Source organism: Enterobacter cloacae complex sp. P14RS, assembly GCF_014895895.1.
GTDB classification, from domain to species: domain Bacteria; phylum Pseudomonadota; class Gammaproteobacteria; order Enterobacterales; family Enterobacteriaceae; genus Enterobacter; species Enterobacter bugandensis.
Genome location: NZ_JADBQM010000026.1, coordinates 40,116 through 55,078, shown reverse-complemented (window position 1 = coordinate 55,078; position 14,963 = coordinate 40,116). Strand labels below are relative to the sequence as shown.

Annotated in this window: 13 protein-coding genes; all 13 read left to right on the top strand. The window is 59.9% G+C overall.

Annotated elements, in window-relative coordinates:
• Positions 1-8: 8 nt before the first annotated feature.
• The gene (locus tag IM295_RS20725) at positions 9-557 is read left to right on the top strand and encodes a spore coat U domain-containing protein (RefSeq protein ID WP_028013649.1); all 549 of its coding nucleotides are present in this window, start codon (positions 9-11) and stop codon (positions 555-557) included.
• A 17-nt stretch (positions 558-574) separates the two neighbouring features.
• Positions 575-1,336: a molecular chaperone gene (locus tag IM295_RS20720; protein WP_045260435.1), complete on the top strand. Its 762-nt coding sequence runs from the start codon at positions 575-577 to the stop codon at positions 1,334-1,336.
• Complete coding sequence (locus tag IM295_RS20715; RefSeq protein WP_193067274.1) at positions 1,312-3,696, top strand: fimbria/pilus outer membrane usher protein; 2,385 nt, start codon at positions 1,312-1,314, stop codon at positions 3,694-3,696. The genes IM295_RS20720 and IM295_RS20715 overlap by 25 nt, the downstream gene beginning before the upstream one ends.
• A complete protein-coding gene (locus IM295_RS20710; protein ID WP_045631224.1) occupies positions 3,693-4,655 on the top strand; it encodes a spore coat U domain-containing protein in 963 nt (320 codons plus the stop codon). Before IM295_RS20715 ends, IM295_RS20710 begins: the two co-directional genes overlap by 4 nt.
• Positions 4,656-4,739: 84 nt before the next feature.
• Positions 4,740-6,407 carry a methyl-accepting chemotaxis protein II gene (gene tar, locus IM295_RS20705; RefSeq protein ID WP_193067273.1) on the top strand — a complete coding sequence of 556 codons (1,668 nt, stop codon included), beginning with the start codon at positions 4,740-4,742 and terminating at the stop codon, positions 6,405-6,407.
• 44 nt (positions 6,408-6,451) lie between these two features.
• A complete protein-coding gene (gene tap, locus IM295_RS20700) occupies positions 6,452-8,053 on the top strand; it encodes a methyl-accepting chemotaxis protein IV (RefSeq protein ID WP_193067272.1) in 1,602 nt (533 codons plus the stop codon).
• 19 nt (positions 8,054-8,072) lie between these two features.
• A complete protein-coding gene (gene cheR / locus IM295_RS20695; RefSeq protein ID WP_193067271.1) occupies positions 8,073-8,939 on the top strand; it encodes a protein-glutamate O-methyltransferase CheR in 867 nt (288 codons plus the stop codon).
• A complete protein-coding gene (locus IM295_RS20690) occupies positions 8,936-9,985 on the top strand; it encodes a chemotaxis response regulator protein-glutamate methylesterase (RefSeq protein ID WP_014884341.1) in 1,050 nt (349 codons plus the stop codon). Before cheR ends, IM295_RS20690 begins: the two co-directional genes overlap by 4 nt.
• A gap of 17 nt (positions 9,986-10,002) precedes the next feature.
• A complete protein-coding gene (gene cheY / locus IM295_RS20685) occupies positions 10,003-10,392 on the top strand; it encodes a chemotaxis response regulator CheY (RefSeq protein ID WP_008500431.1) in 390 nt (129 codons plus the stop codon).
• A 10-nt stretch (positions 10,393-10,402) separates the two neighbouring features.
• Positions 10,403-11,047 carry a protein phosphatase CheZ gene (gene cheZ / locus IM295_RS20680; RefSeq protein ID WP_028013643.1) on the top strand — a complete coding sequence of 215 codons (645 nt, stop codon included), beginning with the start codon at positions 10,403-10,405 and terminating at the stop codon, positions 11,045-11,047.
• Between the two features lie 148 nt (positions 11,048-11,195).
• On the top strand, positions 11,196-12,344 hold the full coding sequence (flhB, locus tag IM295_RS20675) for a flagellar biosynthesis protein FlhB (protein WP_041909432.1): 1,149 nt from the start codon (positions 11,196-11,198) through the stop codon (positions 12,342-12,344).
• A complete protein-coding gene (gene flhA, locus IM295_RS20670; protein ID WP_028013641.1) occupies positions 12,337-14,415 on the top strand; it encodes a flagellar biosynthesis protein FlhA in 2,079 nt (692 codons plus the stop codon). The genes flhB and flhA overlap by 8 nt, the downstream gene beginning before the upstream one ends.
• Complete coding sequence (locus IM295_RS20665) at positions 14,412-14,804, top strand: flagellar protein FlhE (RefSeq protein ID WP_028013640.1); 393 nt, start codon at positions 14,412-14,414, stop codon at positions 14,802-14,804. Before flhA ends, IM295_RS20665 begins: the two co-directional genes overlap by 4 nt.
• Positions 14,805-14,963 lie beyond the last annotated feature (159 nt).

Genomic DNA, 14,963 nt, shown 5'->3' with positions numbered 1-14,963 from the left:
CTCCAGCCATGAAGGCCTCCTTTTTAAGTCTGCGCGCTTGCGCAGAGGGGATCGTGCAGCCTTTTTTTGCGCTGGCGCTGGGGCTGACCCTGGTTTCCGGGGCCGGCGCGGTGACGTCGCAGTCGTTTAAGGTGAGCGCGACCGTCGTGCCGGGATGTTCTGTCACGACGGGGACCGGCGGGATCTTCGGGACGCTGGATTTTGGAACCCATACCGGCGTGGAGAGTGCCCCGGTAAGCACCAGCTTTGTGCCCAACGGGGCGCTGTCCATCGCCTGCACGCCGGGCGTGGCGCTGAGCATGAGCATCAACGGCGGGCAAAACTACGCCTCGGTGCGCCGCATGACGCGTTCAGGCGGCACCGACGTGGTGGGCTACCGGCTTTACAGCAGCAGTTCACTGGCGGCGAACAGTGAGATTGGGGTCAACCAGGCCATCCCGGTGACCTACACCAACAGCAACAATATTGCACTACCACTTTTTGGCGTAGCGCTGCTGACCGGATTTAGCCCGGCAGGCACCTATTCCGATCAGCTCACCGTGACCTTGTCATGGTGAAAAAGGGAGAACATTCGATGAAGCCACTATTCAGGCATTGGTACCTGGTGAGTATGTTGGGCGTGACCGCCATGGCGGCAGGACAGGCGCAGGCGGCGGCGACCATTCTGTTATGGCCCATCGATCCGTGGCTGTCGGCCGACAGCAAAGCGACTGAATTGTGGATCCAGAATCAGGGAAACAGTGCCACAACGATGCAGGTGCGCATTGTGCGCTGGAAGCAGGAGGGGGGCTTTGAGCGCTATACCGCCCAGCAGGACGTGGTCGCCAGCCCGCCCATCGTCACCATCGGCAAAGGCAGTAAACAGCTGATCCGCCTGATCAAACAGGGTACGGTTCCGATGGGCGTTGAACAAGCCTATCGCATTATCGTGGATGAAATTCCCCAGCCGGACGCGAAGGCCGACCCCGCCATCGGCCTTAAACTGCAGATGCGCTATTCCATACCGCTGTTCGTTTACGGACAGGGGATCCCGACAATAAAAGAGGGGGCGCATCATGCCCTCGTGGATACCCGTAACCTGAGCTGGCGCGTCACGCAGGTGGCGGGCCAGCCTGCCATTGAAGTCCGCAATCAGGGCGATGTTCACGTCAGGCTCAGCCAGGTGGCGCTGGAGCAGGGGGGACAAAAGCGCATGATTGCGGATGGCCTGCTGGGCTATGTGCTGCCGGGCAGCACCCGCAGCTGGCCGATTCCGGCCGGGATCCGCCAGCCCAGCCAGATCAGCGCGCAGATTAATGCCAGGGATGCACAATGGCAGTCGACGCCCGTCAACTGAAGCCCGCAATGGTGATCCTGCTTTGCGTGAGTACCAGTACCTGGGCCGAACCGGGTGATGACAGCTTACCGCCGCCGCCGCAAGCGCAGGCGATAAACGGGGAGGCGGTTTTCCAGCTCGCCCTGGTACTGAACCACTACGACACCGGGCTGGTGGTTCCCGTGACGCAACGCGACGGCGCTTACTATATCTCCAGCGCCGATTTGCTGCGCGCCGGGCTTCCGCCTGAACATGTGCCCAACGGCGACGTCAATCTCAGCACGCTTCCGGCGGTGCGGGTGGAGTATGACAGTCCCGCGCAGCGTCTGCTGCTGACCGTGCCCCGTGAGTGGATAACCTCCCGCGTCACCCCGTTTGGCGGCCAGCCGACGCAGAGTAAGCCTCACTATGGCAGAGGCGCGCTGCTCAATTACGATTTTTATACCAACCATACCGAGCACGTCGGCGGGCAGGCCTCGCTCTGGCATGAATTCCGCTACTTCAATGAAAACGGTTCATTCTCCTCCACCGGCTACGCCCGCGAAAATTTCACCGGCAACGACGGTCAGCAGGAGGGCTATGTCCGCTATGACACCACCCTTCTGGTGACCAACGAGGAGGACGCCACCACCTGGACCGCCGGGGATGTCATCAGCGATGCCCTGAGCTGGAGCAGCAGCGTCCGCATGGGCGGGATCAGCTATGGGCGTGATTTCTCCCTGCGTCCGGACCTGGTGACCTGGCCGCTGCCGGAATTTTCAGGTGAAGCGGCGGTGCCGACCTCGGTCGACCTCTTCATCAACGGCTACCGCTCCGGGTCCACGCAGCTGCAGCCCGGACCGTTCACCCTGACGAACCTGCCCTACATTAACGGCGCCGGGGATGCGGTGCTGGTCACCACCGATGCGCTGGGGCGCCAGGTGAGTACTACTCTGCCGTTTTACGTCACCAGCGATCTGCTGAAAGAAGGGCTGAGCGATGGGGCCGTTACCCTGGGGAGCCTGCGGCGCAACTACGGCATTAAGAATTTTGACTACGGCCCGGCGGCGGGGAGCGGATCGTATCGCTACGGCCTGACGGACTGGCTGACGCTGGAGGGGCACGCCGAAGGCGCGGAGGAACTGGCGCTCGCCGGTGCGGGGACGGTGGTCAAGCTGGGGCGTTTTGGCGTGGTGAATACCTCGTACAGCCAGAGCCGGATGCGCGGAGATGACGGCGGGCAAATCAACTGGGGCTACCAGTACAGCACCAGCGAGTTCAGCCTCGCCACCCAGCATACCCGCCGCGATCGCGGCTTTGGTAACCTGGCCCTGTATGACCAGCCGACGGTGTACGACGAAAATGACCGCCCCATCGCCAGCTTTAGCCGCAATACCGATCAATATTCCCTGACCTTCAACCTGGGGGAATACGGCAACATCGGGGCGGCCTGGATCGGCGTGGAGAGCTTTGACAGCCAGAAAACCGAGCTGCTTAACCTCTCCTGGAGCCGAAATCTGTGGGGCTCCAGCAGCATTTACCTCGCCGCCAGCCGGGACCAGCAGCGGGGCGACTGGACGGTCGCGATGTCATTCCAGGTGCCGCTGGGCGAACGCGACAGCGCGGCGCTCACCGTGGAAAATACCCCGGATGCAGGCAGCACGCAGCGCATCAACTACAACCACTCGATGCCCTCCGACGGCGGCTTCAGCTGGAATATGGCGTGGGCGAACCAGTCGCGATCGAATAACTACCAGCAGGGAACGGTGGGCTGGCGCAATAACAATATCGAGCTGCAGGGGGGCGGGTACGGCGAGAAGGGCATGATGACCTGGTGGAGCGAAGCGATGGGCTCCCTGGTGCTGATGGACGGCGAACTGTTTGCGGCAAACAAAATCAACGATGCGTTTGTGGTCATCAGCACCGATGGCCAGCCGGATGTCCCCGTCAGCTATGAAAACCAGCCGGTTGGTAAAACCAACCGCAACGGGTATCTGCTGGTGAGCGGCGTCTCGGCCTATTACCCGGCAAGCTACAGTATTAATACCCTGAACCTGCCTGCCGACACCCGGCTGAAAGAGACCGAGCGGCGGGTGGCGATCCGCCGCCACAGCGGTTATCTGGTGGATTTCCCGATGGAACAGGAGCGGGTAGCGAGCGTCATCCTGCACGACGCGCAGGGGGAGGCCATTCCGGTGGGAAGCCAGGTTCGACGCGCCTCGCGCAGCAATGCGGTGGTGGGATATGACGGGATTGCCTGGCTGGAAAACCTCAGCGACGTCAATCTGCTCGACGTCACGACGCCGACAGGCAAACGCTGCAGGGCAACGCTGACCATCGGCGCGAACCCGGACCACAGGCTGCAAACCTACGGCCCGCTGGTCTGCCGGGAGGGGCCATGAAGCGCTGGGTGATGTTGCTCCTGCTGCTGCTCTCCGGCGGCAGCTGGGCGGCCTGTACCGTCAGCACGGTCAATGCGTCGTTCGGCAGCGTCACGTCGTTTGCGCTGAGCGGCTCCGGGGAGGTGGAGACCACCGGCACGCTGGTGGTGGCGTGTGATGCGATACTCAACCTGCTGACGAACGACTCGGTGACGCTGAACTACACCGCAGCAACGATATCGGCCAACAGTCGTGCGACCCTGAAACGCACCGATAATGCCGCCATCACGGACGTGATCCCCACCCGGCTGTGTGGACTTTCGGGTTGCGCGAGCAGCAGTGAGGTACAGATAAGTAAATCGTATACCTGGAGCGGAAATACCTTGCTGGGATTGCTCGGGTCAAAGCAGTACAACATTCCGCTCTATTTCCGCACCGTCGCCGGACAAAACGTCTCTGCCGGGCCGTATCAGGTGCAGTTAACCTTCAGCGTTAACTACAGCGTCTGTTCCGTGGGGGCGCTCGGTATTTGCACCATCAATCAAACGGGAACCGCGACGACCAGTATTCTGCTTAACCTGACCGTCACCAACGACTGCAGCGCCATGACCACGCCGGACGTCAACTTTAGCAGTGCGCCGCTGGTGCAAAATTTCCCCACGGTCTCGCAGGCGATTGCCGTCACCTGTACCAAAGGCAGTACCTATACCATCGGGATTAACAATGGTGCCAACGCGCTGAATAACGTGCGCCGGATGGTGAGCGGCAGTAACTACCTGAGTTATGACATCTATAAAGAAGCCACGACTAACCGCTGGGGCAGCAGCGGCAGCGAACGCTGGACCAGCGCGACCTCCTCGCTGGTCAGCGCCGACGGCCTGCTGCGTACCTATAACTACACCGCCAAAGTTCTGACCAGTCAGGCCACGCCGCCCGCCGGCACCTACACCGATACGCTGATTGTTGACGTCGCGTTTTAACCCCGCGCTTTTCCCTTTCGCAAATGTAAAGTTCCTGTGGCCTGTGCCGATAACACCGTTAATAAATCTATGAGAAGGTGTTGTATGTTGAACCGTATCCGCGTTGTCACAATGCTAATGATGGTGCTGGTCATTTTCGCACTACTTCAGCTTATCTCCGGCGGGCTTTTTTTCTCGTCGTTAAAACAGAACCAGGACAGCTTCGCCGCCTCGAACGATCTCCGCCTGCAGCAGAGTGAGCTCACGTCGACGTGGGATCTGATGCTGCAAACGCGCATCAACCTGAGCCGCTCGTCCGCGCGCATGATGATGGATCCGAACAATCAGCAGAGCAGCGCGAAAACCGATCTGCTAAAAAATGCCCGGGCTACGCTGGCCGACGCGGCTAAACACTACGCCGCCTTCAGGCAAATCGCACCGCAGCCTGCTATGGCGCAGGTGAGCCAGAACATTGATGAAAAATACAGCGCCTACTATGCCGGGCTGACGGAGCTGATCCAGTTCCTCGAGAGCGGCAATATGGACGCCTACTTCGCACAGCCGACGCAGGGGATGCAAAACGCACTCGGCGCGGCGCTGGGGGAATACGCGAAGGCCAGTGGCGATCTGTATCACTCGGCCTTTACTGAAAGCCAGAATGACTACCGCTTTGCGAAATGGCAGATGGCGGTGTTGGCCCTGGCGCTGGTCATTGTGCTGTTTGCTGTGTGGTACGGCATTCGCCACATCCTGCTGAACCCTCTCGTCCGCGTGATTGCCCATATTCGCGAGATTGCCTCTGGCGATCTGACCAAAACGCTGACCGTTTCCGGACGTAACGAGATCACCGAGCTGGCCAACAGCGTCGACCACATGCAGCGTTCATTGATCGAGACCGTCGCCAACGTGCGTAACGGATCCGAGGCGATCTATACCGGCACCAGCGAAATCGCGATGGGGAATAACGATCTCTCATCTCGTACCGAGCAGCAGGCGTCGGCGCTGGAAGAGACGGCCGCCAGCATGGAGCAGCTCACCGCAACCGTGAAGCAGAACGCCGATAACGCCCGCCAGGCGTCTCAGCTGGCGGAAAGCGCCTCCGAAACCGCGCAGCGCGGCGGTCGCGTGGTGGATGGCGTGGTGAAAACCATGCACGAAATCGCCGACAGCTCGAAGAAAATCGCCGACATCATCAGCGTCATCGACGGCATTGCCTTCCAGACCAACATCCTCGCGCTCAACGCCGCCGTGGAAGCGGCACGCGCGGGTGAGCAGGGGCGCGGTTTTGCGGTGGTGGCCGGGGAAGTGCGCAACCTTGCCAGCCGCAGCGCCAACGCGGCAAAAGAGATTAAATCCCTGATTGAAGACTCCGTCTCCCGCGTGGATACCGGCTCCGTGCTGGTGGAGAGTGCCGGGGAGACCATGAATGACATCGTGAATGCCGTTACCCGCGTTACGGACATCATGGGTGAAATCGCCTCTGCGTCCGATGAGCAGAGTCGTGGTATCGACCAGGTTGCCCTGGCGGTATCGGAAATGGACCGCGTGACACAGCAAAACGCCGCCCTGGTGCAGGAGTCCGCTGCGGCGGCCGCTGCGCTGGAAGACCAGGCGAGCCGTCTGAAGATGGCCGTCTCGGCGTTTCGTCTCGCTTCACTCGCTGGAAATACGGTCACTGCGCAAGCTACGTACCGCGCGCCAGCCGCCGACACGGCGGTCACCCGCACGCGTGCTGCAACGACCGGACAAGATGAAAACTGGGAAACATTTTGACTGACAATTAAACCGCGGCTGCTTGCCGCTTGATGGGAGCGTGGATGTTAAATCGTATTCGTATCTCGACCACACTGTTTTTGATTCTGATCCTTTGCGGTGTGTTGCAGGTTGGCAGTAACGGGTTGTCTTTTTGGGCGTTTCGCGATGGCTATCAGAATTTGCAGGACGTTGAGGCGAGTAATCAGCAGCGCTCCGCACTGGCACAAACGCGTGCCGTGCTGTTGCAGGCAAGCACTGCGCTGAACAAGGCAGGAACCTTAACCGCGCTCAGCTATCCGCCGGATGACATTAAGGCGCTGATGGCAACGGCGCGCGACAGCCTGAAGCAGGCAGACGCACAGTTTAAGGCCTTCACGGCGCAGGCGGCCGACGGCGAGAAAGAGAAAGCGCTGAAGGCGGCCATGAAAAAGAACTTTGAGCAGTGGTACAGCGATCTGGACCACCAGGCGACCTGGCTTGAGAACAACCAGCTTTCGGACTTCATGACCGCTCCGGTCCAGGCGTCTCAGGCGGCGTTTGACGGCAGCTTTGACGCATGGCAGCAGGATATCAATCAGTCTGTTCTGCGCGCCGGTGAAGCAAGCCGCACCAGCTATCACATGTCCGGCGTTATCTTTGCCGTCGTTGTGATTCTGGCGGGGCTGCTGACCGGCGGGGCGCTGCTCTGGACGCGCAGAATGATTGTGCAGCCGCTGGCGATTATCAGCAGCCACTTCGACAGTATTGCGAAGGGGGATCTGGCGCGTCCGGTGGCGGTGTTTGGCAAAAACGAAATTTCGGCGATCTTTGCCAGCCTGAAGGCGATGCAGGGGTCGCTGCGGGAAACGGTATCCGACGTGCGTCAGGGCAGTTACGCCATGCACACCGGGATCTCAGAGATTGCGGCGGGGAATAACGATCTCTCGTCCCGCACCGAGCAGCAGGCGGCGTCGCTGGCGCAGACGGCGGCCAGTATGGAACAGCTGACCGCGACGGTAAGCCAGAACGCCGATAACGCGCGCCAGGCGTCTGACCTGTCAAAACAGGCGGCGCTGACGGCGAAGAGAGGGGGCGATCAGGCCTCTCACGTGGCCAGCACCATGCAGGAGATTGCCGCCAGCTCGCAGAAGATCGGCGACATCATCAGCGTGATTGACGGTATTGCGTTTCAGACCAATATCCTGGCGCTGAACGCCGCCGTGGAAGCGGCGCGCGCGGGCGAGCAGGGACGTGGGTTTGCGGTGGTGGCAGGTGAAGTGCGAAACCTGGCGAGCCGCAGCGCCAACGCCGCGAAAGAGATTAAGTCCCTCATTGAAGAGTCGGTCTCTCGCGTCCAGCAGGGGTCTGCCCTGGTGGATACGGCGGCGCATACCATGCACGAGATCGTCACCTCCGTGACGCGGGTTAACGACATCATGGGCGAAATTGCCTCGGCGTCGGACGAACAGCGTCGCGGGATAGAGCAGGTGGCTCAGGCCGTCAGCCAGATGGATCAGGTGACGCAACAGAATGCCTCGTTAGTTGAGGAAGCGGCAGCGGCAACCGATCAGCTGGCCAGCCAGGCGGATCGTCTCACCGGGCTGGTCGCGGTATTTAATGTGAAAGAGCACGTTGAAGCAGTAACAGAAGTCGGGCGGTCGCAGGCCGTGCCAGTTGTATCCTGAATGTAATTAAGAAGGCGCTATGACATCACCAATGCCCCCTGGGCAAACGTCATTATTGTTGCAGATGACACAGCGCCTCGCGCTGTCCGACGCGCATTTTCGTCGGATATGTCAGTTAATCTACCAGCGTGCGGGGATCGTGCTTGCGGATCATAAGCGGGACATGGTCTACAACCGACTGGTGCGGCGCTTGCGTATGCTGGGGCTGGATGATTTTGGCCGCTATCTGAGCATGCTCGAAGCGAACCAGAACAGCGCGGAGTGGCAGGCTTTTATTAACTCACTCACGACCAACCTGACGGCCTTTTTCCGCGAAGCTCACCACTTTCCGGTTCTGGCCGAGCATGCGCGCCGTCGCACCGGGGAATATCGCGTATGGAGTGCGGCCGCCTCGACGGGCGAAGAGCCGTACTCGCTGGCGATCACCCTTGCAGACACGCTGGGGATGGCGCCGGGACGCTGGAAGGTCTACGCCAGCGATATCGACACCGAGGTGCTGGAGAAGGCGCGTAACGGCGTGTATCGCCAGGACGAGCTGAAAACGCTGTCGCCGCAGCAGCTGCAGCGTTACTTCATGCGCGGTACGGGGCCGCATGAAGGCCTGGTTCGCGTACGCCAGGAGCTGGCGAACTGCGTCGAATTCGCGCCCGTTAACCTGCTCGATAAGCAGTACAACGTGCCGGGGCCTTTCGACGCCATTTTTTGCCGTAACGTCATGATCTATTTTGATAAAACGACGCAACAGGACATTCTGCGTCGGTTTGTTCCGTTGCTCAAGCCTGACGGTTTACTGTTTGCCGGGCACTCGGAAAACTTCAGCAACCTCGCGCGTGAGTTTAGCCTGCGTGGGCAAACGGTATACGCGCTGAGTAAGGAAAAAGCATGAGTAAAATCAGGGTATTGTCTGTCGATGATTCAGCGCTGATGCGTCAGATCATGACTGAAATCATCAATAGCCACAGCGACATGGAGATGGTGGCCACTGCGCCGGATCCGCTGGTAGCGCGGGATTTAATTAAAAAATATAACCCCGACGTGCTAACGCTGGATGTCGAGATGCCGCGCATGGATGGCATAGATTTCCTTGAGAAATTGATGCGCCTGCGTCCCATGCCGGTGGTGATGGTCTCCTCCCTGACCGGGAAAGGATCGGAAATCACCCTGCGCGCGCTGGAGCTGGGGGCGGTGGATTTTGTCACCAAACCGCAGCTCGGCATTCGCGAGGGGATGCTGGCGTACAGCGAGATGATCGCCGAGAAAATTCGCACCGCCTCGCGCGCGAAGCTCGCGGCCCACAAGCCGATGGCCGCGCCGGCAACCCTGAAGGCCGGACCGTTACTCAGCTCGGAAAAACTGCTGGTTATTGGTGCGTCAACCGGAGGAACAGAGGCAATTCGCCATGTACTCCAGCCATTGCCGCTTTCAAGTCCGGGTATTCTGATCACTCAGCATATGCCGCCTGGCTTTACCCGCTCCTTCGCCGAACGCCTGAACAAGCTGTGCCAGATCAGCGTGAAAGAGGCGGAAGACGGCGAGCGCGTGCTGCCGGGACATGCGTATATCGCGCCGGGGGACAAGCATATGGAGCTGGCGCGCAGCGGCGCTAACTATCAAATCAAAATTCATGACGGACCGCCGGTTAACCGGCACCGTCCGTCGGTGGATGTGCTGTTTCATTCGGTGGCGAAACATGCGGGGCGCAACGCCGTTGGGGTGATCCTGACGGGGATGGGCAACGACGGTGCCGCCGGAATGCTTGCAATGCACCAGGCTGGCGCCTGGACGATTGCGCAGAATGAAGCAAGTTGTGTGGTGTTCGGCATGCCGCGCGAGGCCATCAATATGGGTGGCGTGAGCGAAGTGGTCGATCTTAGCCAGGTAAGCCAGCAGATGCTGGCGAAAATCAGTGCCGGACAGGCAATACGTATTTGACTCAGGAGTATTATTTTATGGCGGATAAAGAGCTTAAGTTTTTGGTTGTGGATGACTTTTCCACCATGCGTCGCATTGTGCGCAACCTGCTGAAAGAGCTGGGCTTCAACAACGTTGAAGAAGCAGAAGACGGCGTGGATGCGCTGAACAAACTGCAGGCTGGCGGGTTTGGTTTTGTCATCTCCGACTGGAACATGCCGAATATGGACGGTCTGGAGCTACTGAAAACCATTCGTGCGGACGCGGGCATGGCGTCCATGCCGGTGCTGATGGTCACGGCAGAAGCGAAAAAAGAGAACATCATTGCCGCTGCACAGGCGGGCGCAAGCGGCTACGTGGTGAAGCCATTCACCGCAGCGACCCTGGAAGAGAAGCTCGGTAAGATCTTCGAGAAACTCGGCATGTGAGGTGTTGGTGATGATGCAACCTGCAATGAAACCCGTTGAAGAACACTCGCCGAGCGACATCATCGTCCGCATCGGCAGCCTGACGCGCATGCTGCGTGACAGCCTGCGTGAACTGGGGCTGGATCAGGCCATTGCCGAAGCGGCGGAAGCGATCCCGGACGCCCGCGACCGTCTGGACTACGTTGTGCAGATGACCGCTCAGGCAGCTGAGCGTGCGCTGAACAGCGTTGAAGCCTCACAGCCGCATCAGGATGCGATGGAAAAGGGCGCGAAAGCCCTGACCCAACGCTGGGATGAGTGGTTTGAGAACCCCATCGAGCTGGCGGATGCCCGCGAACTGGTGACCGACACCCGTCAGTTCCTGGGGGATGTGCCGGGCCACACCAGCTTCACCAACGCCCAACTGCTGGACATCATGATGGCGCAGGATTTCCAGGATCTGACCGGTCAGGTCATCAAGCGCATGATGGATGTGATTCAGGAGATTGAGCGCCAGCTGCTGATGGTGCTGCTGGAGAACATCCCGGAACCGGCTGCCCGTCCAAAACGCGAGAACGAAAGCCTGCTCAATGGCCCACAGCTCGACGCCAGCAAGGCGGGCGTCGTGGCAAGCCAGGATCAGGTGGACGACCTGCTGGACAGCCTCGGCTTCTGATTGTCCATTCCGCCTCAGGGTGGTTACGCCGCCTGAGGCGGTTTACGACAAAATCACCGAAAAGAGCCCGAATAAACGGGCTTTTCCCGCCATTGGATTTCCGCTGCGCTGGCATGATACCCGTGACGTAATGGGCTGAGCATGCACTGTGGCAGAAGAGAACGACGACAAAACGGAAGCCCCCACACCCCACCGACTAGAAAAGGCGCGTGAGGAAGGGCAGATCCCCCGATCCCGAGAATTGACCTCCCTGCTGATCCTGATCGTAGGCGTGTGCATTATCTGGTGGGGTGGGGAGTCGCTCGCCCGCAAGCTGGCGGGGATGCTCTCCACCGGCTTACGTTTTGACCACAGCATGGTCAACGACCCGAATCTGATCCTCAGCCAGATTATTCAGCTGATAAAAGGGGCCATGGTTGCGCTGCTGCCCCTGATTACCGGCGTGGTGCTGGTGGCGCTGGTCTCCCCGGTGATGCTGGGCGGGCTGGTCTTTAGCGGAAAATCGCTGCAACCTAAATTTTCAAAACTGAACCCGCTGCCGGGCATTGCGAAAATGTTCTCGGCGCAGACCGGGGCCGAGCTGCTAAAGGCTATTCTCAAATCGGTGCTGATGGGCAGTTCTGCAGGGTTTTTCCTCTGGTACCACTGGCCCGAAATGATGCGCCTTATCAGCGAGTCGCCCCTCACCGCGATGAGCAATGCGCTGAACCTGGTTGGGCTTTGCGCGCTGCTGGTGGTGCTCAGCATTATTCCGATGGTGGGTTTTGACGTTATCTTCCAGCTCTATTCCCACTTCAAGAAACTGCGAATGTCACGTCAGGACATCCGCGACGAATATAAGCAGATGGAAGGTGACCCGCACGTGAAGGGGCGCATCCGGCAGATGCAGCGTGCCGCCGCCCGTCGCCGCATGATGGAAGATGTGCCGAAGGCGGACGTCATCGTTACCAACCCGACGCACTATTCCGTGGCGCTGCGCTATGACGAAAACAAAATGAGCGCGCCGAAAGTGGTGGCAAAAGGGGCGGGGCTGATTGCATTGCGCATCAGGGAAATTGGTACCGAAAACCGCGTGCCGATCCTGGAAGCGCCTCCGCTGGCGCGAGCCCTTTACCGCCACGCGGATATCGGACAACAGATCCCTGGTCAACTCTACGCCGCGGTGGCGGAAGTGCTGGCCTGGGTATGGCAGTTGAAGCGCTGGCGTCTGGCCGGCGGTCAACGGCCTGTCAAACCTGAGAACCTTCCGGTGCCTGCCGCGCTGGATTTTATGAACGAGAAGGACACTGATGGCTAATCTGGTGGCAATGTTGCGCCTGCCCGGCAACCTGAAATCGACCCAATGGCAGATCCTTGCCGGGCCGATCCTCATCCTGTTAATTCTGTCGATGATGGTACTGCCGCTCCCGGCGTTCATCCTCGATCTGCTTTTCACCTTCAATATTGCGCTGTCCATTATGGTGCTGCTGGTGGCGATGTTCACCCAGCGCACGCTGGAGTTCGCCGCGTTCCCGACCATTCTGCTGTTTACCACCTTGCTGCGGCTGGCGCTGAACGTGGCCTCCACGCGTATCATCCTGATGGAGGGCCACACCGGCGCGGCAGCGGCGGGTAAGGTGGTCGAGGCCTTCGGCCACTTCCTGGTGGGCGGGAACTTCGCTATCGGTATCGTGGTGTTCGTTATCCTCGTGATCATCAACTTTATGGTTATCACCAAGGGTGCCGGGCGTATCGCGGAAGTGGGCGCGCGCTTTGTGCTGGACGGGATGCCGGGCAAGCAGATGGCGATCGACGCCGATCTGAACGCCGGGCTTATCGCCGAAGATGAAGCGAAAAAGCGCCGTGCGGAAGTGACCCAGGAAGCGGACTTCTACGGCTCCATGGACGGTGCGAGTAAGTTTGTGCGCGGGGATGCCATCGCGGGCATCCTGATCATGGTGATTAACGTGGTCGGCGGCCTGCTGGTGGGGGTACTGCAGCACGGGATGGACATGGGCCACGCGGCGGAAAGCTATACGCTGCTGACCATTGGTGACGGTCTGGTCGCACAGATCCCGGCGCTTGTTATCTCCACTGCGGCAGGCGTTATCGTGACCCGCGTCAGTACCGATCAGGACGTTGGCGAGCAGATGGTGGGCCAGCTCTTCAGTAACCCGCGCGTGATGCTGCTGGCGGCTGCGGTGCTCGGGCTGCTCGGCCTGGTGCCGGGGATGCCAAACCTCGTGTTCCTGCTGTTTACGGCGGGGCTGCTGGGGCTGGCCTGGTGGATGCGTGGTCGTGAGACCAGGCCGGCTGCGGATCCGGTTCCGGTGAAAATGCCGGAGAACACCCAGGCCGTAGAAGCGACCTGGAACGACGTTCAACTGGAAGACTCCCTGGGAATGGAAGTGGGGTATCGCCTGATCCCGATGGTGGATTTCCAGCAGGATGGCGAGCTGCTCGGCCGCATCCGCAGCATCCGTAAAAAATTCGCCCAGGACATGGGCTTCCTGCCGCCGGTGGTGCATATCAAGGACAATATGGACCTGCCGCCTGCGCGCTATCGTATTCTGATGAAGGGTGTTGAAATTGGCAGCGGCGATGCTTACCCGGGACGCTGGCTGGCGATTAACCCTGGCACTGCAGCAGGCACGCTGCCGGGCGAGCAGACCGTCGATCCGGCCTTTGGCCTGGCGGCAATCTGGATTGAAAGCGCGCTGAAAGAGCAGGCGCAAATTCAGGGGTATACGGTTGTCGAAGCCAGTACCGTGGTGGCAACCCACCTTAATCATCTGATTGGGCAATTCTCGGCCGAGCTGTTTGGCCGTCAGGAAGCGCAGCAGCTTCTCGATCGCGTGACGCAGGAGATGCCGAAGCTGACGGAAGACCTGGTGCCGGGCGTGCTGACGTTAACCACGCTGCACAAGGTGCTGCAAAACCTGCTTGAGGAAAAAGTGCCGATCCGCGATATGCGTACCATCCTGGAAACCCTTGCCGAGCATGCGCCGCTGCAGAGCGATCCGCACGAGCTGACGGCGGTGGTACGCGTGGCGCTGGGGCGTGCGATCACCCAGCAGTGGTTCCCGGGAACCGGTGAAGTCCAGGTGATTGGCCTCGATACGCCGCTTGAACGCCTGCTGCTGCAGGCCCTGCAGGGCGGCGGCGGCCTCGAGCCTGGCCTGGCGGATCGCCTGCTGGAGCAAACTCAGGAGGCGCTGGCGCGTCAGGAGATGCTGGGCGCGCCGCCGGTGCTGCTGGTCAACCACGCGCTGCGTCCGCTGCTGTCGCGCTTCCTGCGCCGCAGCCTGAATCAGCTTGTTGTGCTGTCGAATCTGGAGCTGTCGGATAACCGCCATATCCGCATGACGGCAACGATTGGAGGAAAATAATGAAATGGCTATGGATTTTGCTCTTCCCACTGGCGGCTCAGGCCGCCGGGGAAGGGACCTGGCAGGCAAGCAGCATGGGCGTGACCCTCAGCAACCGGGGTGTCGCCATGTCTTCTAATCCGCTGTCGCCCTCTGAAACGGTTTCTGGTCAGATGGGGATGGTGGTGTGGAACTACAGGCTGATTGGCCCAACGCCAGCCGGACTGCGGGTGCGCCTCTGCTCACAGACCCGCTGCACGGAAATCGACGGCGAAAATGGCACAACGCAGGCGTTCAACGGCGTGCCGGCCATTGAACCTTTACGTTTTATCTGGGAAGTGCCGGGCGGAGGACGTTTGATCCCGGCGCTAAAGGTGCAGAGTAATTCTGTCATCGTTAACTACCGCTAGCTGCCTGCCTTTTTCACCAGCCATCAGTCAATTCTGATGGCTGCCTCGCAAAATTGACCTCGCCTTTTGATGCAACAGAAACGCTGTTTTATAAATTAGTGACACGCGTGACGCGACTCTTTGCATTTTTGCCATTTACCCTGCCCGTGATGGCAGAAA

What these genes read in the sequence shown, in the direction of transcription:
- cheZ (WP_028013643.1), top strand. Translation starts at nt 10,403, where the DNA reads ATGATGCAACCTGCAATGAAACCCGTTGAAGAACACTCGCCGAGCGAC.
- IM295_RS20720 (WP_045260435.1), top strand. Translation starts at nt 575, where the DNA reads ATGAAGCCACTATTCAGGCATTGGTACCTGGTGAGTATGTTGGGCGTG.
- IM295_RS20710 (WP_045631224.1), top strand. Translation starts at nt 3,693, where the DNA reads ATGAAGCGCTGGGTGATGTTGCTCCTGCTGCTGCTCTCCGGCGGCAGC.
- IM295_RS20715 (WP_193067274.1), top strand. Translation starts at nt 1,312, where the DNA reads ATGGCAGTCGACGCCCGTCAACTGAAGCCCGCAATGGTGATCCTGCTT.
- IM295_RS20690 (WP_014884341.1), top strand. Translation starts at nt 8,936, where the DNA reads ATGAGTAAAATCAGGGTATTGTCTGTCGATGATTCAGCGCTGATGCGT.
- IM295_RS20725 (WP_028013649.1), top strand. Translation starts at nt 9, where the DNA reads ATGAAGGCCTCCTTTTTAAGTCTGCGCGCTTGCGCAGAGGGGATCGTG.
- cheR (WP_193067271.1), top strand. Translation starts at nt 8,073, where the DNA reads ATGACATCACCAATGCCCCCTGGGCAAACGTCATTATTGTTGCAGATG.
- tar (WP_193067273.1), top strand. Translation starts at nt 4,740, where the DNA reads ATGTTGAACCGTATCCGCGTTGTCACAATGCTAATGATGGTGCTGGTC.
- cheY (WP_008500431.1), top strand. Translation starts at nt 10,003, where the DNA reads ATGGCGGATAAAGAGCTTAAGTTTTTGGTTGTGGATGACTTTTCCACC.
- tap (WP_193067272.1), top strand. Translation starts at nt 6,452, where the DNA reads ATGTTAAATCGTATTCGTATCTCGACCACACTGTTTTTGATTCTGATC.
- flhA (WP_028013641.1), top strand. Translation starts at nt 12,337, where the DNA reads ATGGCTAATCTGGTGGCAATGTTGCGCCTGCCCGGCAACCTGAAATCG.